This is a genomic window from Ruegeria sp. HU-ET01832 (genome assembly GCF_040371315.1).
GTDB lineage: Bacteria > Pseudomonadota > Alphaproteobacteria > Rhodobacterales > Rhodobacteraceae > Ruegeria > Ruegeria lacuscaerulensis_A.
Genome location: NZ_BAABWL010000006.1, coordinates 285,675 through 300,723 on the forward strand (window position 1 = coordinate 285,675; position 15,049 = coordinate 300,723).

Annotated in this window: 15 protein-coding genes; 14 read left to right on the forward strand and 1 reads right to left on the reverse strand. The window is 60.5% G+C overall.

What is annotated here, in order from left to right; all coding sequences use genetic code 11:
* The first annotated feature begins 14 nt into the window (after positions 1–14).
* The 5 genes from ABWV79_RS18610 (at position 15) to ABWV79_RS18630 (ending at position 6,025) form a co-directional block, all read left to right on the forward strand.
* Positions 15–1,496 carry a UDP-N-acetylmuramoyl-L-alanyl-D-glutamate--2,6-diaminopimelate ligase gene (locus tag ABWV79_RS18610; protein WP_353393828.1) on the forward strand — a complete coding sequence of 494 codons (1,482 nt, stop codon included), beginning with the start codon at positions 15–17 and terminating at the stop codon, positions 1,494–1,496.
* Positions 1,493–2,887, forward strand: coding sequence for a UDP-N-acetylmuramoyl-tripeptide--D-alanyl-D-alanine ligase (locus ABWV79_RS18615; protein WP_353393830.1), 1,395 nt, complete (start codon positions 1,493–1,495; stop codon positions 2,885–2,887). Before ABWV79_RS18610 ends, ABWV79_RS18615 begins: the two co-directional genes overlap by 4 nt.
* A gap of 24 nt (positions 2,888–2,911) precedes the next feature.
* Positions 2,912–3,994 (forward strand): phospho-N-acetylmuramoyl-pentapeptide-transferase, encoded by a 1,083-nt coding sequence (gene mraY / locus ABWV79_RS18620; RefSeq protein WP_353393832.1) that lies wholly within the window; start codon positions 2,912–2,914, stop codon positions 3,992–3,994.
* Positions 3,995–4,144: 150 nt separating this feature from the next.
* The gene (gene murD / locus ABWV79_RS18625) at positions 4,145–5,545 is read left to right on the forward strand and encodes a UDP-N-acetylmuramoyl-L-alanine--D-glutamate ligase (RefSeq protein ID WP_353393834.1); all 1,401 of its coding nucleotides are present in this window, start codon (positions 4,145–4,147) and stop codon (positions 5,543–5,545) included.
* Between the two features lie 105 nt (positions 5,546–5,650).
* Positions 5,651–6,025, forward strand: a complete 375-nt coding sequence (locus tag ABWV79_RS18630; RefSeq protein ID WP_170753070.1) for a glycine zipper family protein — start codon at positions 5,651–5,653, stop codon at positions 6,023–6,025.
* On the opposite strand, the gene ABWV79_RS18635 is transcribed toward ABWV79_RS18630, so the two are convergent.
* A complete protein-coding gene (locus tag ABWV79_RS18635) occupies positions 6,022–7,200 on the reverse strand; it encodes a BaiN/RdsA family NAD(P)/FAD-dependent oxidoreductase (RefSeq protein WP_353393913.1) in 1,179 nt (392 codons plus the stop codon). The genes ABWV79_RS18630 and ABWV79_RS18635 overlap by 4 nt on opposite strands.
* A 150-nt stretch (positions 7,201–7,350) precedes the next feature.
* Here ABWV79_RS18635 and ABWV79_RS18640 point away from each other — a divergent pair, with 150 nt between their 5' ends.
* The 9 genes from ABWV79_RS18640 (at position 7,351) to ABWV79_RS18680 (ending at position 15,049) form a co-directional block, all read left to right on the forward strand.
* A complete protein-coding gene (locus ABWV79_RS18640) occupies positions 7,351–7,686 on the forward strand; it encodes a cupin domain-containing protein (RefSeq protein WP_209195094.1) in 336 nt (111 codons plus the stop codon).
* A gap of 137 nt (positions 7,687–7,823) precedes the next feature.
* Positions 7,824–8,987, forward strand: a complete 1,164-nt coding sequence (gene ftsW / locus ABWV79_RS18645) for a putative lipid II flippase FtsW (protein ID WP_170753068.1) — start codon at positions 7,824–7,826, stop codon at positions 8,985–8,987.
* Complete coding sequence (locus ABWV79_RS18650; RefSeq protein ID WP_353393837.1) at positions 8,987–10,084, forward strand: UDP-N-acetylglucosamine--N-acetylmuramyl-(pentapeptide) pyrophosphoryl-undecaprenol N-acetylglucosamine transferase; 1,098 nt, start codon at positions 8,987–8,989, stop codon at positions 10,082–10,084. Before ftsW ends, ABWV79_RS18650 begins: the two co-directional genes overlap by 1 nt.
* Entirely contained in the window at positions 10,081–11,490 is a 1,410-nt protein-coding gene (murC, locus tag ABWV79_RS18655; RefSeq protein WP_353393839.1) for a UDP-N-acetylmuramate--L-alanine ligase, read from the forward strand. Before ABWV79_RS18650 ends, murC begins: the two co-directional genes overlap by 4 nt.
* A gap of 72 nt (positions 11,491–11,562) precedes the next feature.
* A complete protein-coding gene (locus ABWV79_RS18660; protein ID WP_170352557.1) occupies positions 11,563–11,811 on the forward strand; it encodes a DUF2484 family protein in 249 nt (82 codons plus the stop codon).
* Complete coding sequence (locus ABWV79_RS18665; RefSeq protein ID WP_353393841.1) at positions 11,808–12,062, forward strand: DUF2484 family protein; 255 nt, start codon at positions 11,808–11,810, stop codon at positions 12,060–12,062. The genes ABWV79_RS18660 and ABWV79_RS18665 overlap by 4 nt, the downstream gene beginning before the upstream one ends.
* A 45-nt stretch (positions 12,063–12,107) precedes the next feature.
* On the forward strand, positions 12,108–13,034 hold the full coding sequence (murB, locus tag ABWV79_RS18670; RefSeq protein ID WP_353393843.1) for a UDP-N-acetylmuramate dehydrogenase: 927 nt from the start codon (positions 12,108–12,110) through the stop codon (positions 13,032–13,034).
* A gap of 102 nt (positions 13,035–13,136) precedes the next feature.
* Complete coding sequence (locus tag ABWV79_RS18675) at positions 13,137–14,060, forward strand: D-alanine--D-alanine ligase (protein WP_353393845.1); 924 nt, start codon at positions 13,137–13,139, stop codon at positions 14,058–14,060.
* Positions 14,048–15,049 (forward strand): cell division protein FtsQ/DivIB, encoded by a 1,002-nt coding sequence (locus tag ABWV79_RS18680; protein WP_353393847.1) that lies wholly within the window; start codon positions 14,048–14,050, stop codon positions 15,047–15,049. Before ABWV79_RS18675 ends, ABWV79_RS18680 begins: the two co-directional genes overlap by 13 nt.

The window sequence follows — 15,049 nt, forward strand, 5'->3', positions numbered from 1 at the left end:
ACAGAGGGTAGGGCATGGGCACAAGACCAAAAACACTCAGCCAACTGGCCCTGACCGCACGCGGAGGCGCGAATCCCGAAATCACCGGTCTGGCCGTAGACAGCCGCGAGGTGCAGGAGGGCTTTCTGTTCGCTGCCTTGCCCGGCACACGGGTCCATGGCGGCGCGTTCATCCAATACGCCCTGCGCATGGGCGCGGCGGCGATCATGACGGACGCCGAAGGGGCCGAGATTGCAGCCGATGAACTGGCCGCTTCAGACGCGGCCTTGGTCGTTGTCGAAGACCCGCGTCAGGCGCTGGCCGGTTGTGCCGCACTATGGTTTGGCGCGCAGCCACAGACCATTGTGGCCGTGACCGGGACCAATGGAAAAACCTCGATCGCCACATTCGTGCGACAAATCTGGATGGAGCTGGGCCACGCCGCCGTTAACCTTGGCACCACCGGGGTCGAAGGCGCATGGACTGCCCCTCTGGCCCACACCACGCCCGAGCCGATCACGCTGCATCGCTGTTTGTCCGAAGCTGCCGCAAATGGCGTGACCCATGCCGCGATGGAGGCGTCCTCGCACGGGTTGGAACAGCGCCGTCTGGACGGGGTCCATCTGGCGGCTGCGGGATTTTCGAATTTCACGCAGGACCATCTGGACTATCACGAAACGTTCGAGGCGTATTTCGCCGCCAAGGCCGGTCTGTTCGACCGGGTGCTGCCGCAGGACGGCACAGTCGTGATCAACATGAGCGATCCCAAGGGCGCTGAGGTCCGCAAGATCGCCAAGGCGCGCGGGCAGGAGGTTCTGACCGTTGGGCTGGGCGATGCCGATCTGTGCCTGATGAACCAGCGTTTTGATGCGACCGGGCAGGACTTGCGGTTCTCGTGGAAGGGCAAAGTTTTCCAAACCCGCCTGAACTTGATCGGAGGGTTTCAGGCCGAAAACATCCTTCTGGCCTGTGGTTTGGTGATCGCGGGCGGGGAAGAGCCTGAACGCGTGTTTGAAACTCTGCCGCATCTGACAACCGTGCGCGGTCGAATGCAGCTGGCCGCCACGCGCCAAAACGGTGCGGCGGTTTTCGTCGACTATGCCCATACGCCGGATGCTGTGGCCACTGCCCTCAAGGCGTTGCGCCCGCATGTGATGGGCCGCCTGATTGCCATTGTTGGCGCAGGCGGCGACCGCGATGCGACCAAGCGGCCTTTGATGGGGCAAGCGGCTGCAAACCATGCCGACGTGGTTTTTGTCACCGACGACAACCCGCGTAGCGAAGACCCCGCCACCATCCGCGCCGCTGTTCTGCTTGGCGCGCCCGAGGCGACTGAAGTTGGCGACCGGGCCGAAGCGATCCTGCGCGGCGTCGATGCGCTGCAACCGGGCGATGCTCTGTTGATCGCGGGCAAGGGGCATGAGACCGGCCAGATCGTTGGCGATCAGGTTCTGCCCTTTGATGATGTGGAACAGGCCAGCATCAGCGTGGCCGCGCTGGACGGGAGGGTGGCATGACGCTCTGGACTGCGGCTGAGGCGGCCGAGGCTACCGACGGGCGTGTGACCGCCGACTGGGTGGTGAATGGCGTGTCGATTGACACGCGCACTTTGCAACCTGGCGATCTGTTCGTGGCGCTGAAAGCGGCGCGAGACGGGCATGATTTCGTGGCGCAGGCGTTGGAGAAGGGGGCAGGGGCCGCTTTGGTCTCGCGCATCCCCGAAGGCGTGGCCGAGGATGCGCCGTTGCTGATCGTCGACGATGTGCAAGCGGGGCTGGAGGCGTTGGGCCGAGCCGGTCGGGCCCGCACGGGTGCGCGTGTGGTTGGTGTGACAGGAAGTGTCGGCAAGACTTCGACCAAGGAAATGCTGGCCAATATTTTGGAAACGCAAGGAAAAACCCACGCCAGCGTTGCCAGCTACAACAACCATTGGGGCGTGCCGCTGACCTTGGCGCGGATGCCACGCGACACCGAATTCGCCGTGATCGAGATTGGCATGAACCACCCCGGAGAGATCGCTCCGCTGGCGCAACAGGCCCGCCCGCATGTGGCGCTGGTGACGACCGTGGCGGCCGTGCATCTTGAGGCGTTCGAGTCGGTCACGGGCATCGCCCATGAAAAGGCTGCGATTTTCGAGGGACTGGAGCCCGGAGGCACAGCCATCGTGAACGCCGACATTGACGACGCGGATGTGTTGCGCAGTTGTGCGCAGGCTCAAGGGGCGGGAATCGTCGAATTTGGGCGGAACGCTGCGGATTATGTGCTGACGGATGTGACGCAGACCGCCGACTCGGTCCATGCTTCTGCGGCGCTGGACGGGGTGCCATTAAGTTTTGACGTAAGGTCGGCGGGTACGCATTTCGCCATGAACGGGCTGGGTGCTTTGGCGACATGCGTTGAGCTGGGCGTTGAGCTGGATCAGGCTATTGCCGGGCTGCGCCGGTGGTCTCCGGTCGCGGGGCGCGGTGTGCGCGAGACGCTGCTGCTGGCGAGCGGTGGGCAGATTGAACTGCTGGATGACAGCTATAACGCCAACCCGACTTCGATGGAGGCGGCCTTGGACGTTCTGGCCGCGGCGCACGGCCCGCGTAGGATCGCGTTCTTGGGCGATATGAAGGAGTTGGGCGCGCAGGAAACCGCCATGCACGCGGCCATGGCCGATGTTGCGGCGATGGCGCATGTGGATCAGGTGCATTGCATCGGTCCGTTGATGCAGGCGCTGCACGATGCGTTGCCCGAGGGGAAACGCGGGCTTTGGACGGAAACCAGCGCCGAAATGACCTCGCATCTGCCGGATCTGATCCGCGCGGGCGATATCGTGCTGGCCAAAGGATCTTTGAGCATGGCGCTGGCACGGATTGTTGACGGTTTGCGGAAAATGGGGCAAGGGGGCGCGCTTGAGCCATGATCGCCGCACGAGAAAGGTGTTAGAATGCTTTATTGGTTGACCAATCTGTCCGATGGCGGGGATTTCTTTAACCTATTTCGCTATATCACCTTCCGTGCGGGCGGTGCCTTTATGACGGCGCTGATTTTCGGGTTCCTGTTTGGCAAACCGCTGATCAACGTGCTGCGCCGCAAGCAAGGCAAGGGTCAGCCGATCCGTGATGACGGCCCCGAGGGACATTTTTCAAAGGCGGGAACGCCGACGATGGGGGGGCTGCTGATCGTGGGCGCTCTGGTCACGTCGACGCTGGTTTGGGCGCGGTGGGACAACCCCTATGTCTGGATGGTCTTGTTCGTGACGCTGGGCTATGCGGCGATTGGCTTTGCGGATGACTACGCAAAAGTGTCCAAACAGAACACTAAGGGCGTGTCGGGCAAGATGCGTTTGGCTTTGGGCGTGTTGATCGCAGTGCTCGCTTCGGTTTGGGCAACGCTGCACCACCCCGAGGCGTTGCAGAACCAACTGGCGGTGCCTGTGTTCAAGGATACGCTGGTCAATTTGGGTATTTTCTATATCCCGTTCGCGATTGTTGTAATTGTTGGCGCTGCGAACGCTGTGAATCTGACCGATGGGCTGGACGGTTTGGCGATCATGCCTGCGATGATCGCGGCCTCGACTTTAGGTGTGATTGCCTATGCGGTTGGGCGGGTCGACTTTACCGAGTATCTGGATGTGCATTACGTGCCGGGTACAGGCGAGATTTTCATCTTTACCTCGGCCTTGTTCGGCGCAGGGCTTGGGTTCCTGTGGTACAATGCACCCCCGGCTGCGGTGTTCATGGGCGATACTGGATCATTGGCTTTGGGCGGTGCCTTGGGAGCCATCGCGGTAGCGACCAAGCACGAACTGGTGCTGGCCGTGGTTGGCGGCCTGTTCGTCGTTGAAGCCCTGAGTGTTATCATTCAAGTTCTGTATTTCAAACGCACTGGACGGCGGGTGTTCCTGATGGCGCCAATCCACCATCACTATGAGAAAAAGGGCTGGGCTGAGTCCACCATTGTGATCCGGTTCTGGATCATCTCTCTGATCCTGGCGATGATCGGGTTGGCGACGCTTAAGGTCCGGTAACGCTCCCGCCAGGTTCGGGGGGCCTGCGGCCCGCCTGCCACCTGTTGGGCCCGGCTCGCACTGACGCGCGAGCCTTTTGCGTCTCTTGCCAAGGCTTGTGTCTTCTGCGCAGGGTGGCCGCGACATGTACGACAGAACAAGGTGGGCAGGATGATCCCGGTCAAAGGGTTTTCGGGGCAGAAAGTAGCGGTGCTTGGGCTTGGTCGCTCGGGTCTGGCCACGGCGCGTGCGCTTAGGGCAGGCAAGGCAGAAGCTGTCTGTTGGGATGACAATCCAGCCGCCCGCGAAAAAGCCGAGGCCGAGGGGTTTGCCTGTGCCGATCTGCGCCGCCATGGGGCGTTCGATCAGATCGCTGCGCTGATCGTCTCGCCCGGTATCCCTCATCTCTACCCTGTACCAAATCCCGTCGTCGCGGCCGCACTTGATGCCGGCGTGCCGATCGACAATGATATCGGGTTGTTTTTTCGATCGTTTGCGGGCCCGGAATGGGATAATTTCGACACACCCCCACGTGTTATTGCGGTCACGGGCTCTAACGGCAAATCAACCACGGCGGCATTGATCCATCACATTCTGACCGAGGCAGGCCGAGAGGCCCAGTTGGCCGGAAACATTGGGCGTGGGGTTCTAGATATTGAACCCGGTCGGGATGCTTCAGTCGTCGTGCTGGAGCTGTCGAGCTATCAAACCGAACTGGCGCGAGCGTTAACGCCGGATATCGCGGTGTTTACCAATCTGTCTCCGGATCATCTGGATCGGCACGGGGGTATGGGTGGCTACTTTGCCGCCAAACGTCGCCTGTTTGCCGAAGGTGGCCCGGACCGGGCAGTGATTGGCGTCGACGAAAATGAAGGCGCGTTTTTGGCCGGGCAATTGGCGGAAGGCCCAACGGATGACCGGGTGATCCGGATCTCGGTTGCCCGAAAACTGACGGGGCCCGGGTGGCAGGTTTTTGCCCGCAAAGGGTTCTTGTCCGAATACCGCAAAGGTCGACAAGCAGGCGCGATTGACTTGCGTAACATTAAAGGACTGCCGGGCGCGCATAACCATCAAAACGCCTGCGCTGCTTACGCGGCATGTCGCGCGCTTGGGCTGGCCCCGCGCGTGATTGAGGATGCGTTGCACAGCTATCCCGGTCTGCCACACCGCAGTCAGATCATCGCCGAAGCGAATGGCGTGACCTTTGTGAATGATTCGAAGGCCACCAATGTAGACAGCGCGCTCAAGGCGCTAAGTGCTTTTAAGAACGTTCGGTGGATCTGCGGCGGGCTTGAGAAAGAGGGCGGTTTGTCTGCCTTGAACACAGCCTGCGAACAAGTCGTCAAAGCCTACGTCATTGGGCGGGAGGCCGCCGGTTTCGCCATGCAGCTCGAGGTGGAGGCGCAGGTCTGTACCACAATGGCCGAGGCCGTCGCGCAGGCTGTGGCGGATGCGGCGCCGGGGGACACAGTATTGCTAGCCCCAGCTGCGGCCAGTTTCGATCAATATGACAATTTCGAGCAACGCGGAGAGGATTTCGCAGCACAGGTTCGTTTGAACCTTTCACTTTAGAAATTTGCAATAGATTGCCGGTTGGGCCAAGCTGCGGTGCTATGTGCTTGACGCCCATTACTAATTGGTCTTGCTTGCCTGTAAATTCAACACGAGGTTATCATTATGACTTACCGTAAGTTTTCTCTGGTCCTGCCTGCGCTTTTGGTGGCCGGAGCCTGCACAAACACTGGTGCGAATTATCAGCCCGTCATCGATGGGCCGGTCGGCCCGAATTACAACGTCGACCTACAGCAATGCCAACAGCTGGCAGCTTCGCAGGCTTCGGTTGATGGGACTACGGCCGGTAACGCGGCAATCGGGGCTGCGGGTGCCGCGGCAGTTACCGGGATCGTTCAGGACAGCAGCGACAATCTGGGGCGCGCCGCAGTCGCAGGTGCGCTGGTAGGTGCCGGTGCCGACGTGATAAACAAAAATCAGAACAAGGAAGTTCTCGTGCGCAACTGTATGCGCGGACGTGGCTATAACGTCGTAGGCTAGCCTGCAGCTATGGCGGTTCCGGCGGCGTGAGCCGAAGACCACGCCCACTGGAAATTGTAACCGCCCAGCCAGCCGGTAACATCCACCGCTTCGCCAATCGCATAGAGGCCGGGGACATCCCTGGCCTCCATCGTTTTGGACGACAATTCATCCGTGTTGATCCCGCCCAAAGTAACCTCGGCGGTGCGATACCCTTCGGTGCCAGAGGGGGTGAGGGACCAGTTGGACAGCGCCGTCACCAAATCGTTCAGGGCGGCGTCGGACTGGTCGGCCAGATTACCGCGCATTGGTATTTGGTGTTTCAGGTAGTCGACCAGCCGCGCAGGCAGGTGCCGTGCCAGTTCGGTGGTCAGGGCCTTGCGCCCTCCGGTCTGGCGCTGATCGCGCAGCAGGTCGAACAGGGGCAGGTCGGGGATCAGGTTCGCACGGATCGCCTCACCTTCATGCCAGTACGACGACAGTTGCAGCACCGATGGCCCGCTAAGTCCGCGATGGGTGAACAATAGCGCTTCGTCGAAGCTGGTGCGATCGTTTGACAGGCGGGCGGGCAAGGACACACCCGAAAGCTCCTTGAACCGGCCATCCGAAAAGGTGAACGGCACCAGCGCCGCCCGCGTGTCTGTAACGCGCAGCTCGAATTGATGGGCGATGTCATAGGCTAACCCCGTTGCGCCCATCTTGGGGATCGACTTGCCGCCTGTCGCCAGCACCAGATTTCGGCAAATCAGGTTTTGGCGCTGGCCTTCGCGCTCGACCTCGATCGCAAAGCCGTATTCGGTTTTGCGCAGATCACGTACCGAGGTTTGCAGCCAGAGTTCAGCCCCGGCGCGGGTCATCTCGTCCAACAGCATCTGGACAATCTGCTTCGAAGACCCGTCGCAGAACAATTGCCCCAGAGTTTTCTCATGCCACGCGATTCCGTGACGCCCGACCAGATCGACAAAATCCCATTGCGTGTATCGCGCCAGTGCGGATTTGCAGAAATGTGGGTTTTGCGACAGGAAATTTCCGGGGCCCGCATACATATTGGTGAAATTGCAGCGCCCTCCTCCTGAGATGCGGATTTTCTCTCCGGCCGCTTTGGCATGGTCGATCACCAGAACACGCCCGCCGCAGTGGGAGGCACACATCATACCGGCTGCACCGGCACCAAGGATGATCGTGTCAAAGGTCATGGACGAGGGGATGGCGCGGATCGCGTCAGAACGCAAGAGCATGCCGTCGTCTCGCTCAAGGTGTGCTGGTAAGTGGGCAATCCCGATTGCCAGCCGCTGAAAGCACTGCCATCTTGCGGCGATAGTTCACCCGAGGAGAAGGAACAATTCATGCATTACCCGGATTTCATAACGGCCTTTCCGAAACTGGACGTTCCTTTCCCTGAAGATGTGGTGCAGACGGCTGTCATTCGCTCGGACGCAGGTCTGGTGGCGTTCTTCACTTTTCTGAAGGATATGGAGCTTCCGCTTCATTCGCATGGTGCGCAATGGGGCACGGTCGTTGAAGGTGAGATTGCACTGACGATCGGAGACCAGACGAAAACTTACCGTCCGGGCGACAGCTACTCGATCCCGGCGGGGGTCGAACACGGAGGCCAGATCAAGGCCGGTACGCGCGTGATTGATGTCTTTGAGGAACCGGACCGGTACCCAATTAAAGCGTGACGCGTTATTTCAACTCTAGGTCTGATCGAATTCCGCTTATGCCCCTCATTTCCCTAGCCCCAAAGCCAAAATCGCTGTAGAGTCTCAATCAGACCCCGAAAACGGGGCGTGAACGAGGCAGATAGTGGCGGTATCTCATGACTGAGATGGTGTATGGCGCGGTCCGGGACACGCGCGGTGAACCGATTCTACCAAAGTGGTGGCGCACGATTGATCGCTGGACCATGTCCTGCGTGCTGATCCTGTTTGTCATCGGATTGTTGCTGGGGTTGGCTTCATCGCCGCCGCTGGCCGGGCGCAACGGGTTTGATCCCTTTCATTATGTCGAGCGGCAGGCGCTGTTTGGCGGGCTGGCGCTGGTGGCAATGCTGCTGACCTCAATGATGTCGCCCACATTGGTGCGGCGTTTGGCGGTGCTGGGCTTTCTGGGCGCGTTTGTGGCGCTGGCCTTTCTGCCGGTCTTCGGCACCGATTTCGGCAAGGGTGCGGTGCGGTGGTATTCCTTGGGATTTGCCTCGCTGCAACCCTCAGAGTTTCTAAAACCCGGCTTTATCGTTGTGGCCGCGTGGCTGCTGGCGGCCTCGCAAGAGATCAACGGCCCTCCGGGGCGATTGTGGTCTTTTGCGCTGTGCATGGCGATTGTGGCGATGCTGGTGCTACAACCGGATTTCGGGCAAGCCTGCCTGATCCTGTTTGGCTGGGGCGTGATGTATTTCGTCGCCGGTGCGCCGATGCTGTTGCTGGTCGGTATGGCGGGGGCCGTCGTGCTGGGCGGGATGTTCGCCTATTCCAATTCCGAACACTTTGCTCGTCGCATTGACGGTTTCCTTAACCAAGAGGTCGATCCGACCACGCAGCTGGGCTATGCCACTAACGCCATCCGCGAAGGCGGGCTGTTCGGCGTCGGAGTAGGTGAGGGGCAGGTGAAGTGGTCCTTGCCCGATGCTCATACCGATTTCATCATCGCCGTCGCGGCCGAGGAATACGGGCTGATTCTGGTGCTGATCATCATCGCGCTCTACTCGCTGATCGTGGTGCGTTCGCTGCTGCGGCTGATGAAGGAACGGGACATGTTCATCCGTCTGGCCGGAACCGGTCTTGCTTGTATGTTCGGCGTTCAGGCGATGATCAACATGGGCGTCGCGGTGCGCCTGCTGCCCGCCAAGGGCATGACATTGCCGTTTGTCAGCTATGGAGGTTCGTCCCTGATAGCGGGCGGTATCGCAGTTGGCATGTTGCTGGCGTTCACCCGAACCCGTCCTCAAGGTGAGCTGGGCGATATTCTGCGCGGACGGGGTTGATGAGCAAACCGTACCTATTGATCGCGGCGGGCGGCACCGGGGGCCACATGTTCCCAGCGCAGGCGCTGGCCGAGGCGATGCTGCAGAAAGGCTGGCGCGTGCGCCTGTCCACTGATGCGCGCGGTGCGCGCTATACCGGCGGCTTTCCGCATTCGACCGAGATTGTTGAGGCGACATCGGCCACTTTCGCACGCGGCGGACTGGCGGCCAAGGCGATGGTCGGCCCCAAGATCGCGGGGGGCGTGACAAGTATGGCAATGCAGATGATGCGCGACCGGCCCAATGTGGTGGTTGGGTTCGGAGGCTACCCTTCGATCCCGGCGCTGGGTGCGGCGACGCTGTTGAAGATTCCACGCATGATCCATGAACAGAACGGTGTGCTGGGCCGCGTGAACCAACTGTTTGCCAAGCGCGTAGCGCAGGTGGCCTGTGGCGTCTGGCCCACGGATTTGCCCGACGGCGCAAAGGGTGTCCATACTGGCAACCCGGTGCGCGGTGCGGTGTTGGAACGTGCCGCGGCAGGCTATATCCCGCCCGGAGACTACCCAATGTCGGTTCTGGTGATGGGTGGCAGTCAGGGTGCACGCATCCTCAGTGATGTGGTGCCCGGTGCGCTTGCGGCCTTGCCCGATGGTCTACGCGACCATATCCGCGTGGCCCATCAGGCCCGCGATGAAGATGGTGAACGTGTCACCGCCTTTTACGCCGACCATGGCATCCGGGCCGAGGTTCTGCCCTTTTTCGATGATGTCCCCCGGCGCATGTCCGATGCGCAGCTGGTGATCAGCCGCTCGGGCGCGTCTAGCGTGGCCGATATCTCGGTGATCGGGCGGCCGTCGATCCTGATCCCCTTTGCCGCCGCTGCGGGCGACCATCAAACCGCCAATGCGCGCGGGCTGGTGCAGGCCGGGGGCGCGATCATGATCCCCGAAAACCTGCTTGACGTTGCCGCGCTGACCGAGCAAATCACCGCCGTTCTGACAAACCCCGAGGCCGCGCAAAAGATGGCCCATGCGGCGCTGTCGACCGGAGCCCCCGACGCGACCGAGCGTCTGGTGCATCTTGTCGAAGAGCTGGCGCAGAAGGAGACCCCATGAATCCAGCCACCAAACTGCCGCAAGACGTAGGGCCGATCCACTTCGTTGGCATCGGCGGAATTGGGATGTCGGGCATTGCCGAGGTGCTGCTGAATCTGGGCTACCGGGTGCAGGGCTCGGACCTGAAAGCTTCCAAGATCACCGACCGTCTAGCTGGTCTGGGGGCCGAGATTTTCGTGGGCCAGCGCGCCGAAAACCTTGAAAACGCAGCCGTTGTTGTGGTCTCCACAGCGATTAAACCGGGCAACCCGGAACTGGATGGCGCCCGCGCGCAGGGCCTGCCGGTGGTACGGCGCGCCGATATGCTGGCCGAGCTGATGCGCCTGAAATCAAACATCGCCATTGCCGGAACTCATGGCAAGACCACCACGACCACCATGATGGCCGAGCTTATGGTGGCGGGCGATTTCGACCCCACCGTGATCAATGGCGGCATCATCCATGCCTACGGGTCCAACGCGCGGATGGGACAGGGTGAATGGATGGTGGTCGAGGCCGACGAATCCGACGGTTCGTTCAACCGCCTGCCTGCGACTATTGCCATCGTCACCAATATCGACCCCGAGCATATGGAGCATTGGGGTGATTTCGACCGGCTGCGGGATGGGTTTTACGAGTTCGTCTCGAACCTGCCCTTCTACGGTCTGGCCGTGTGCTGTACCGACCATGCCGAGGTGCAGACGCTGGTGGGCCGCATCAGCGATCGGCGCGTGCGCACCTATGGGTTCAACGCGCAGGCCGATGTGCGGGCCGTGAACTTGACTTATAAGGGCGGCGTCGCGCATTTCGATATCCACCTGCAATACGAAGACACGGTGATCGAGGGCTGCACCCTGCCTATGCCCGGCGACCACAACGTCTCGAACGCTTTGTCCGCCGTGGCTGTGGCCCGCCATCTGGGCATGAAAACCGCTGAAATCCGCGAGGCGCTGGCCAATTTCGGTGGCGTCAATCGCCGCTTTACCAAGGTCGGAGAGGTCGATGGCGTTACCATCATTGACGACTACGGCCACCACCCGGTTGAGATTGCCGCCGTGCTGAAAGCCGCACGCCAAGCCAGTGATGGGCGTGTGATCGCCGTTCACCAGCCGCACCGCTATTCGCGCCTGTCGAATCTGTTTGACGATTTTTGCACCTGTTTCAACGATGCCGACGTGGTCGCAATCGCTGATATTTTTGCTGCGGGTGAAGACCCGATCGAAGGTGCATCGCGTGATGATCTGGTGCAGGGCCTGATCCGCCACGGTCACCGTCACGCCCGCGCGCTGCTGGACGAAAACGATCTGGAGCGTCTGGTCCGCGAACAAGCCCGTCCTGGTGACATGGTTGTTTGCCTCGGGGCCGGGACAATCAGCGCCTGGGCCAACGGTTTGCCCGACCGTTTGCAACGTAAACAAGCTGTGTGACGCAGGGAACCAACTTGACGCTCGACTGAATTGAGCGTTTGCAGCCGCGAAACAACGTCCTCGGAGGGGCGCATGGTAAATTCAGTGGTGTTTGCGGGGCTGTGGGTCATTGCCTCGACCATCGTGGCGATGTTGCCGATGCGTCTGCAGTTTCCGCCAGGCGTGGTGCTGTTTGTCAGTGCACCCGCGCTGATCGTCTGGTTGGGTCATGACTTCGGCTGGTTCATTTCAGTGCTGGCCTTTGCCGCTTTTGCATCGATGTTCCGCAACCCGATCCGCCACTACTGGCGCCGTTGGACCGGGCAGGAGGTTCAGGAATGAATTGGTCAATCGCTCTGGCCGCGTTGTGGGGGATCGCCGCAAATTTGCTGGCGATGATCCCCAGCAAGGACAACCACTGGACCCGCGCCTATGTCCTGATCGCGGTGGGGATTCCGATATTGGGCTATGTCACCTTGCAGAACGGCCCCTGGATCGGACTGCTGGTGCTGGCGATGGGTATGTCAGTGCTGCGCTGGCCGGTGATTTATCTGGGGCGCTGGATACGTCGGATGCTTGGTTCGGCTCAGTGACAGTTACGGCTTGCGCGGAGGAAATAAATCCGCGAAGGAACCGGAATGACATCTCTTCCTGAACCCCGTGGCAAACTGACCCAGAACCGAGCGTTGAACGACCTGACATGGCTTCGTGTCGGCGGTCCGGCGGATTATTTGTTCCAACCTGCGGATATTGACGATCTGAAAGCGTTTCTGCACGACCTGCCCGAAGATTTCGACGTGTTCCCCATGGGTGTCGGATCAAACCTGATTGTTCGTGATGGTGGCTTGCGCGCCGTGGTGATCCGGCTGGGGCGCGGGTTCAACGGGATCGAGGTCGCAGGCAACACCGTCACGGCGGGTGCGGCGGCGCTGGATGCGCATGTGGCGCGCAAAGCGGCAGATGCAGGTGTGGATCTTACGTTTTTGCGGACCATTCCGGGCTCGGTCGGTGGGGCGGTGCGGATGAACGCTGGCTGCTATGGCAACTACACGGCGGATGTGTTGCGCAAGGCCACGATAGTGACGCGCCAGGGGGAGGTCGTGGACCTGACACCGCAGGACCTGAACTTCCGCTATCGGCAGTCGGATTTGCCCGATGGGGCGGTGCTGATTTCGGCCACGTTCGAGGGGCCCGCGGGTGATCCACAAACGCTGCATGACCGGATGGCGGCGCAATTGCAAAAACGCGATGAGACCCAACCCACAAAAGACCGCAGCGCAGGTTCGACCTTCCGCAACCCGGCAGGGTTTTCCTCGACGGGCAGGGCGGATGACGTGCACGATCTGAAGGCGTGGAAAGTGATCGACGATGCCGGGATGCGGGGGGCCACCAAGGGTGGCGCGAAGATGAGCGAGAAGCACTCGAATTTCCTGATCAACACTGGCGGTGCCACTGCCGCTGACCTCGAAGGTCTGGGCGAAGAGGTGCGAAAAAAGGTTTACGAAACAAGCGGCATCACGCTAGAGTGGGAAATCATGCGGGTCGGTGACCCGTTGAAGGAATAAAGCCCCAACCGTCAGACCAAAACAGGCAAATTCAGGCGACGGATCAAAGGCATAAACGCAGTACGGACCACCGCATAAGGTCCGGGGACATTGAGGCGCTAAGTGGGTAAGTCGAGCAGGACACACCCCAAAGTGGCGGTATTGATGGGCGGCCCCTCGGCGGAACGCGAGGTGTCACTCAGCTCTGGGCGCGAATGCGCAGCCGCCCTTAGGGGAGAAGGCTTTGAAGTGGTCGAACTGGACGCAGGTCCCGACCTCTATGCGCGTCTTTTGGACATCAAACCGGATGTGGTTTTCAACGCTCTGCATGGACGCTGGGGGGAAGATGGCTGTGTGCAGGGCCTGCTGGAGTGGATGCGCATTCCGTACACGCATTCCGGCGTGCTGGCCTCGGCGCTCGCGATGGACAAACAGCGCAGCAAAGAGGTGTTTTCCGCAGAAGGTTTACCTGTTGTTCCCAGCGTGATCGTGCCCAAGCCCGATGTGTCCGCTGAACATGTGATGGATCCGCCCTATGTGGCCAAGCCCAACAACGAAGGGTCCAGCGTCGGGATCTATATCGTCCACGAAGGCTCGAACGGGCCACCGCAACTGTCCGACGACATGCCAGATGACGTGATGGTCGAAAAATACGTGGCCGGGCGCGAGTTGACCGTGACCGTGATGGGCGATCGCGCTCTGACCGTGACCGAGATCATGACTGATGGCGGATGGTATGACTATGATGCCAAATACAAGCCCGGCGGCTCGTGGCATGTGCTGCCTGCCGACATCCCGCAGGATATTTTTGACCGTTGCATGAATCATGCGCTGAAAGCCCATAACGCACTGGGCTGTCGCGGTGTGACCCGTACTGATTATCGTTGGGATGACAGCATGGGCGCAGATGGTCTGTTTTTGTTGGAGACCAATACCCAGCCCGGAATGACACCGACCTCATTGGTGCCCGAGCAAGCGGAACATTGCAGTATGACCTTTGGCCAGCTGTGTGCCTGGATGGTGGAGGACGCCTCATGCGACCGTTAAAAGCCACGCGCGCACCTGTCATTCATCGGTCCAAGCCATTGGCGGGTCCGGATGCCGATTTCGCTTCAGGCGAACGCCACGAAACAGAACCTAAACTGCGGTTAGGCGGCGTGAAACTGTTCGGCCGCAAATCGCAACGGTTCGACCCGGCTCCGTCTCGCCTCAGCTACCGACTACAGCGTTGGATGCTTACGCCGGGCATACGCCGCGGTCTGAAGTATGGGTTGCCCATCCTGGCCATTTGCGCGGCTACGGGGCTTTATTTTAGTGCAGAAGACCGGCGAGAGGCGGTTGTGGCTTATGTCAATGACATCAAGACCTCGATCCAGCAAAGACCGGAATTCATGGTTAACTTGATGGCCATTGATGGCGCTGGACCGAACCTCTCCGAAGACATTCGTGAAGTTGTGCCACTGGATTTCCCGATCAGTTCCTGGGATCTGGACGCCGAACAAATCCGCGACACGATTACCGGTCTTGATCCTGTCAAATCTGCGACGGTTCGCATTCGCCCCGGCGGAATTCTTCAGGTTGATGTTGTTGAACGCCAACCCGTGGTGGTTTGGCGCACGCGGAGCGGAACCGAGTTGCTGGACGAAACCGGCGCGCATGTTGAGCGTGTCGCCTCCCGCAAGGACCACGCGACTCTGCCGCTTATTGCAGGAAAGGGCGCGGACGAACATGTCGCTGAGGCACTGCAACTGCTGACAACAGCGCGCAGCCTCGGGGCGCGTGTGCGGGGTCTTGTTCGAATTGGCGAACGCCGCTGGGATCTGGTTCTCGACCGAGGTCAGCGCATCATGCTGCCAACCGATCGGCCCGTGCGCGCACTGGAACGCGTCTTGGCGGTTAATGAGGTGCAGGACCTGTTGGAACGTGACGTGGCCGTTGTGGATATGCGCCTCGGACAACGTCCAACCATACGAATGACCAAAGCTGCCAGCGAAGACTGGTGGAGTACAAAAACAGACGTGAGTAGCAGGCAGTAA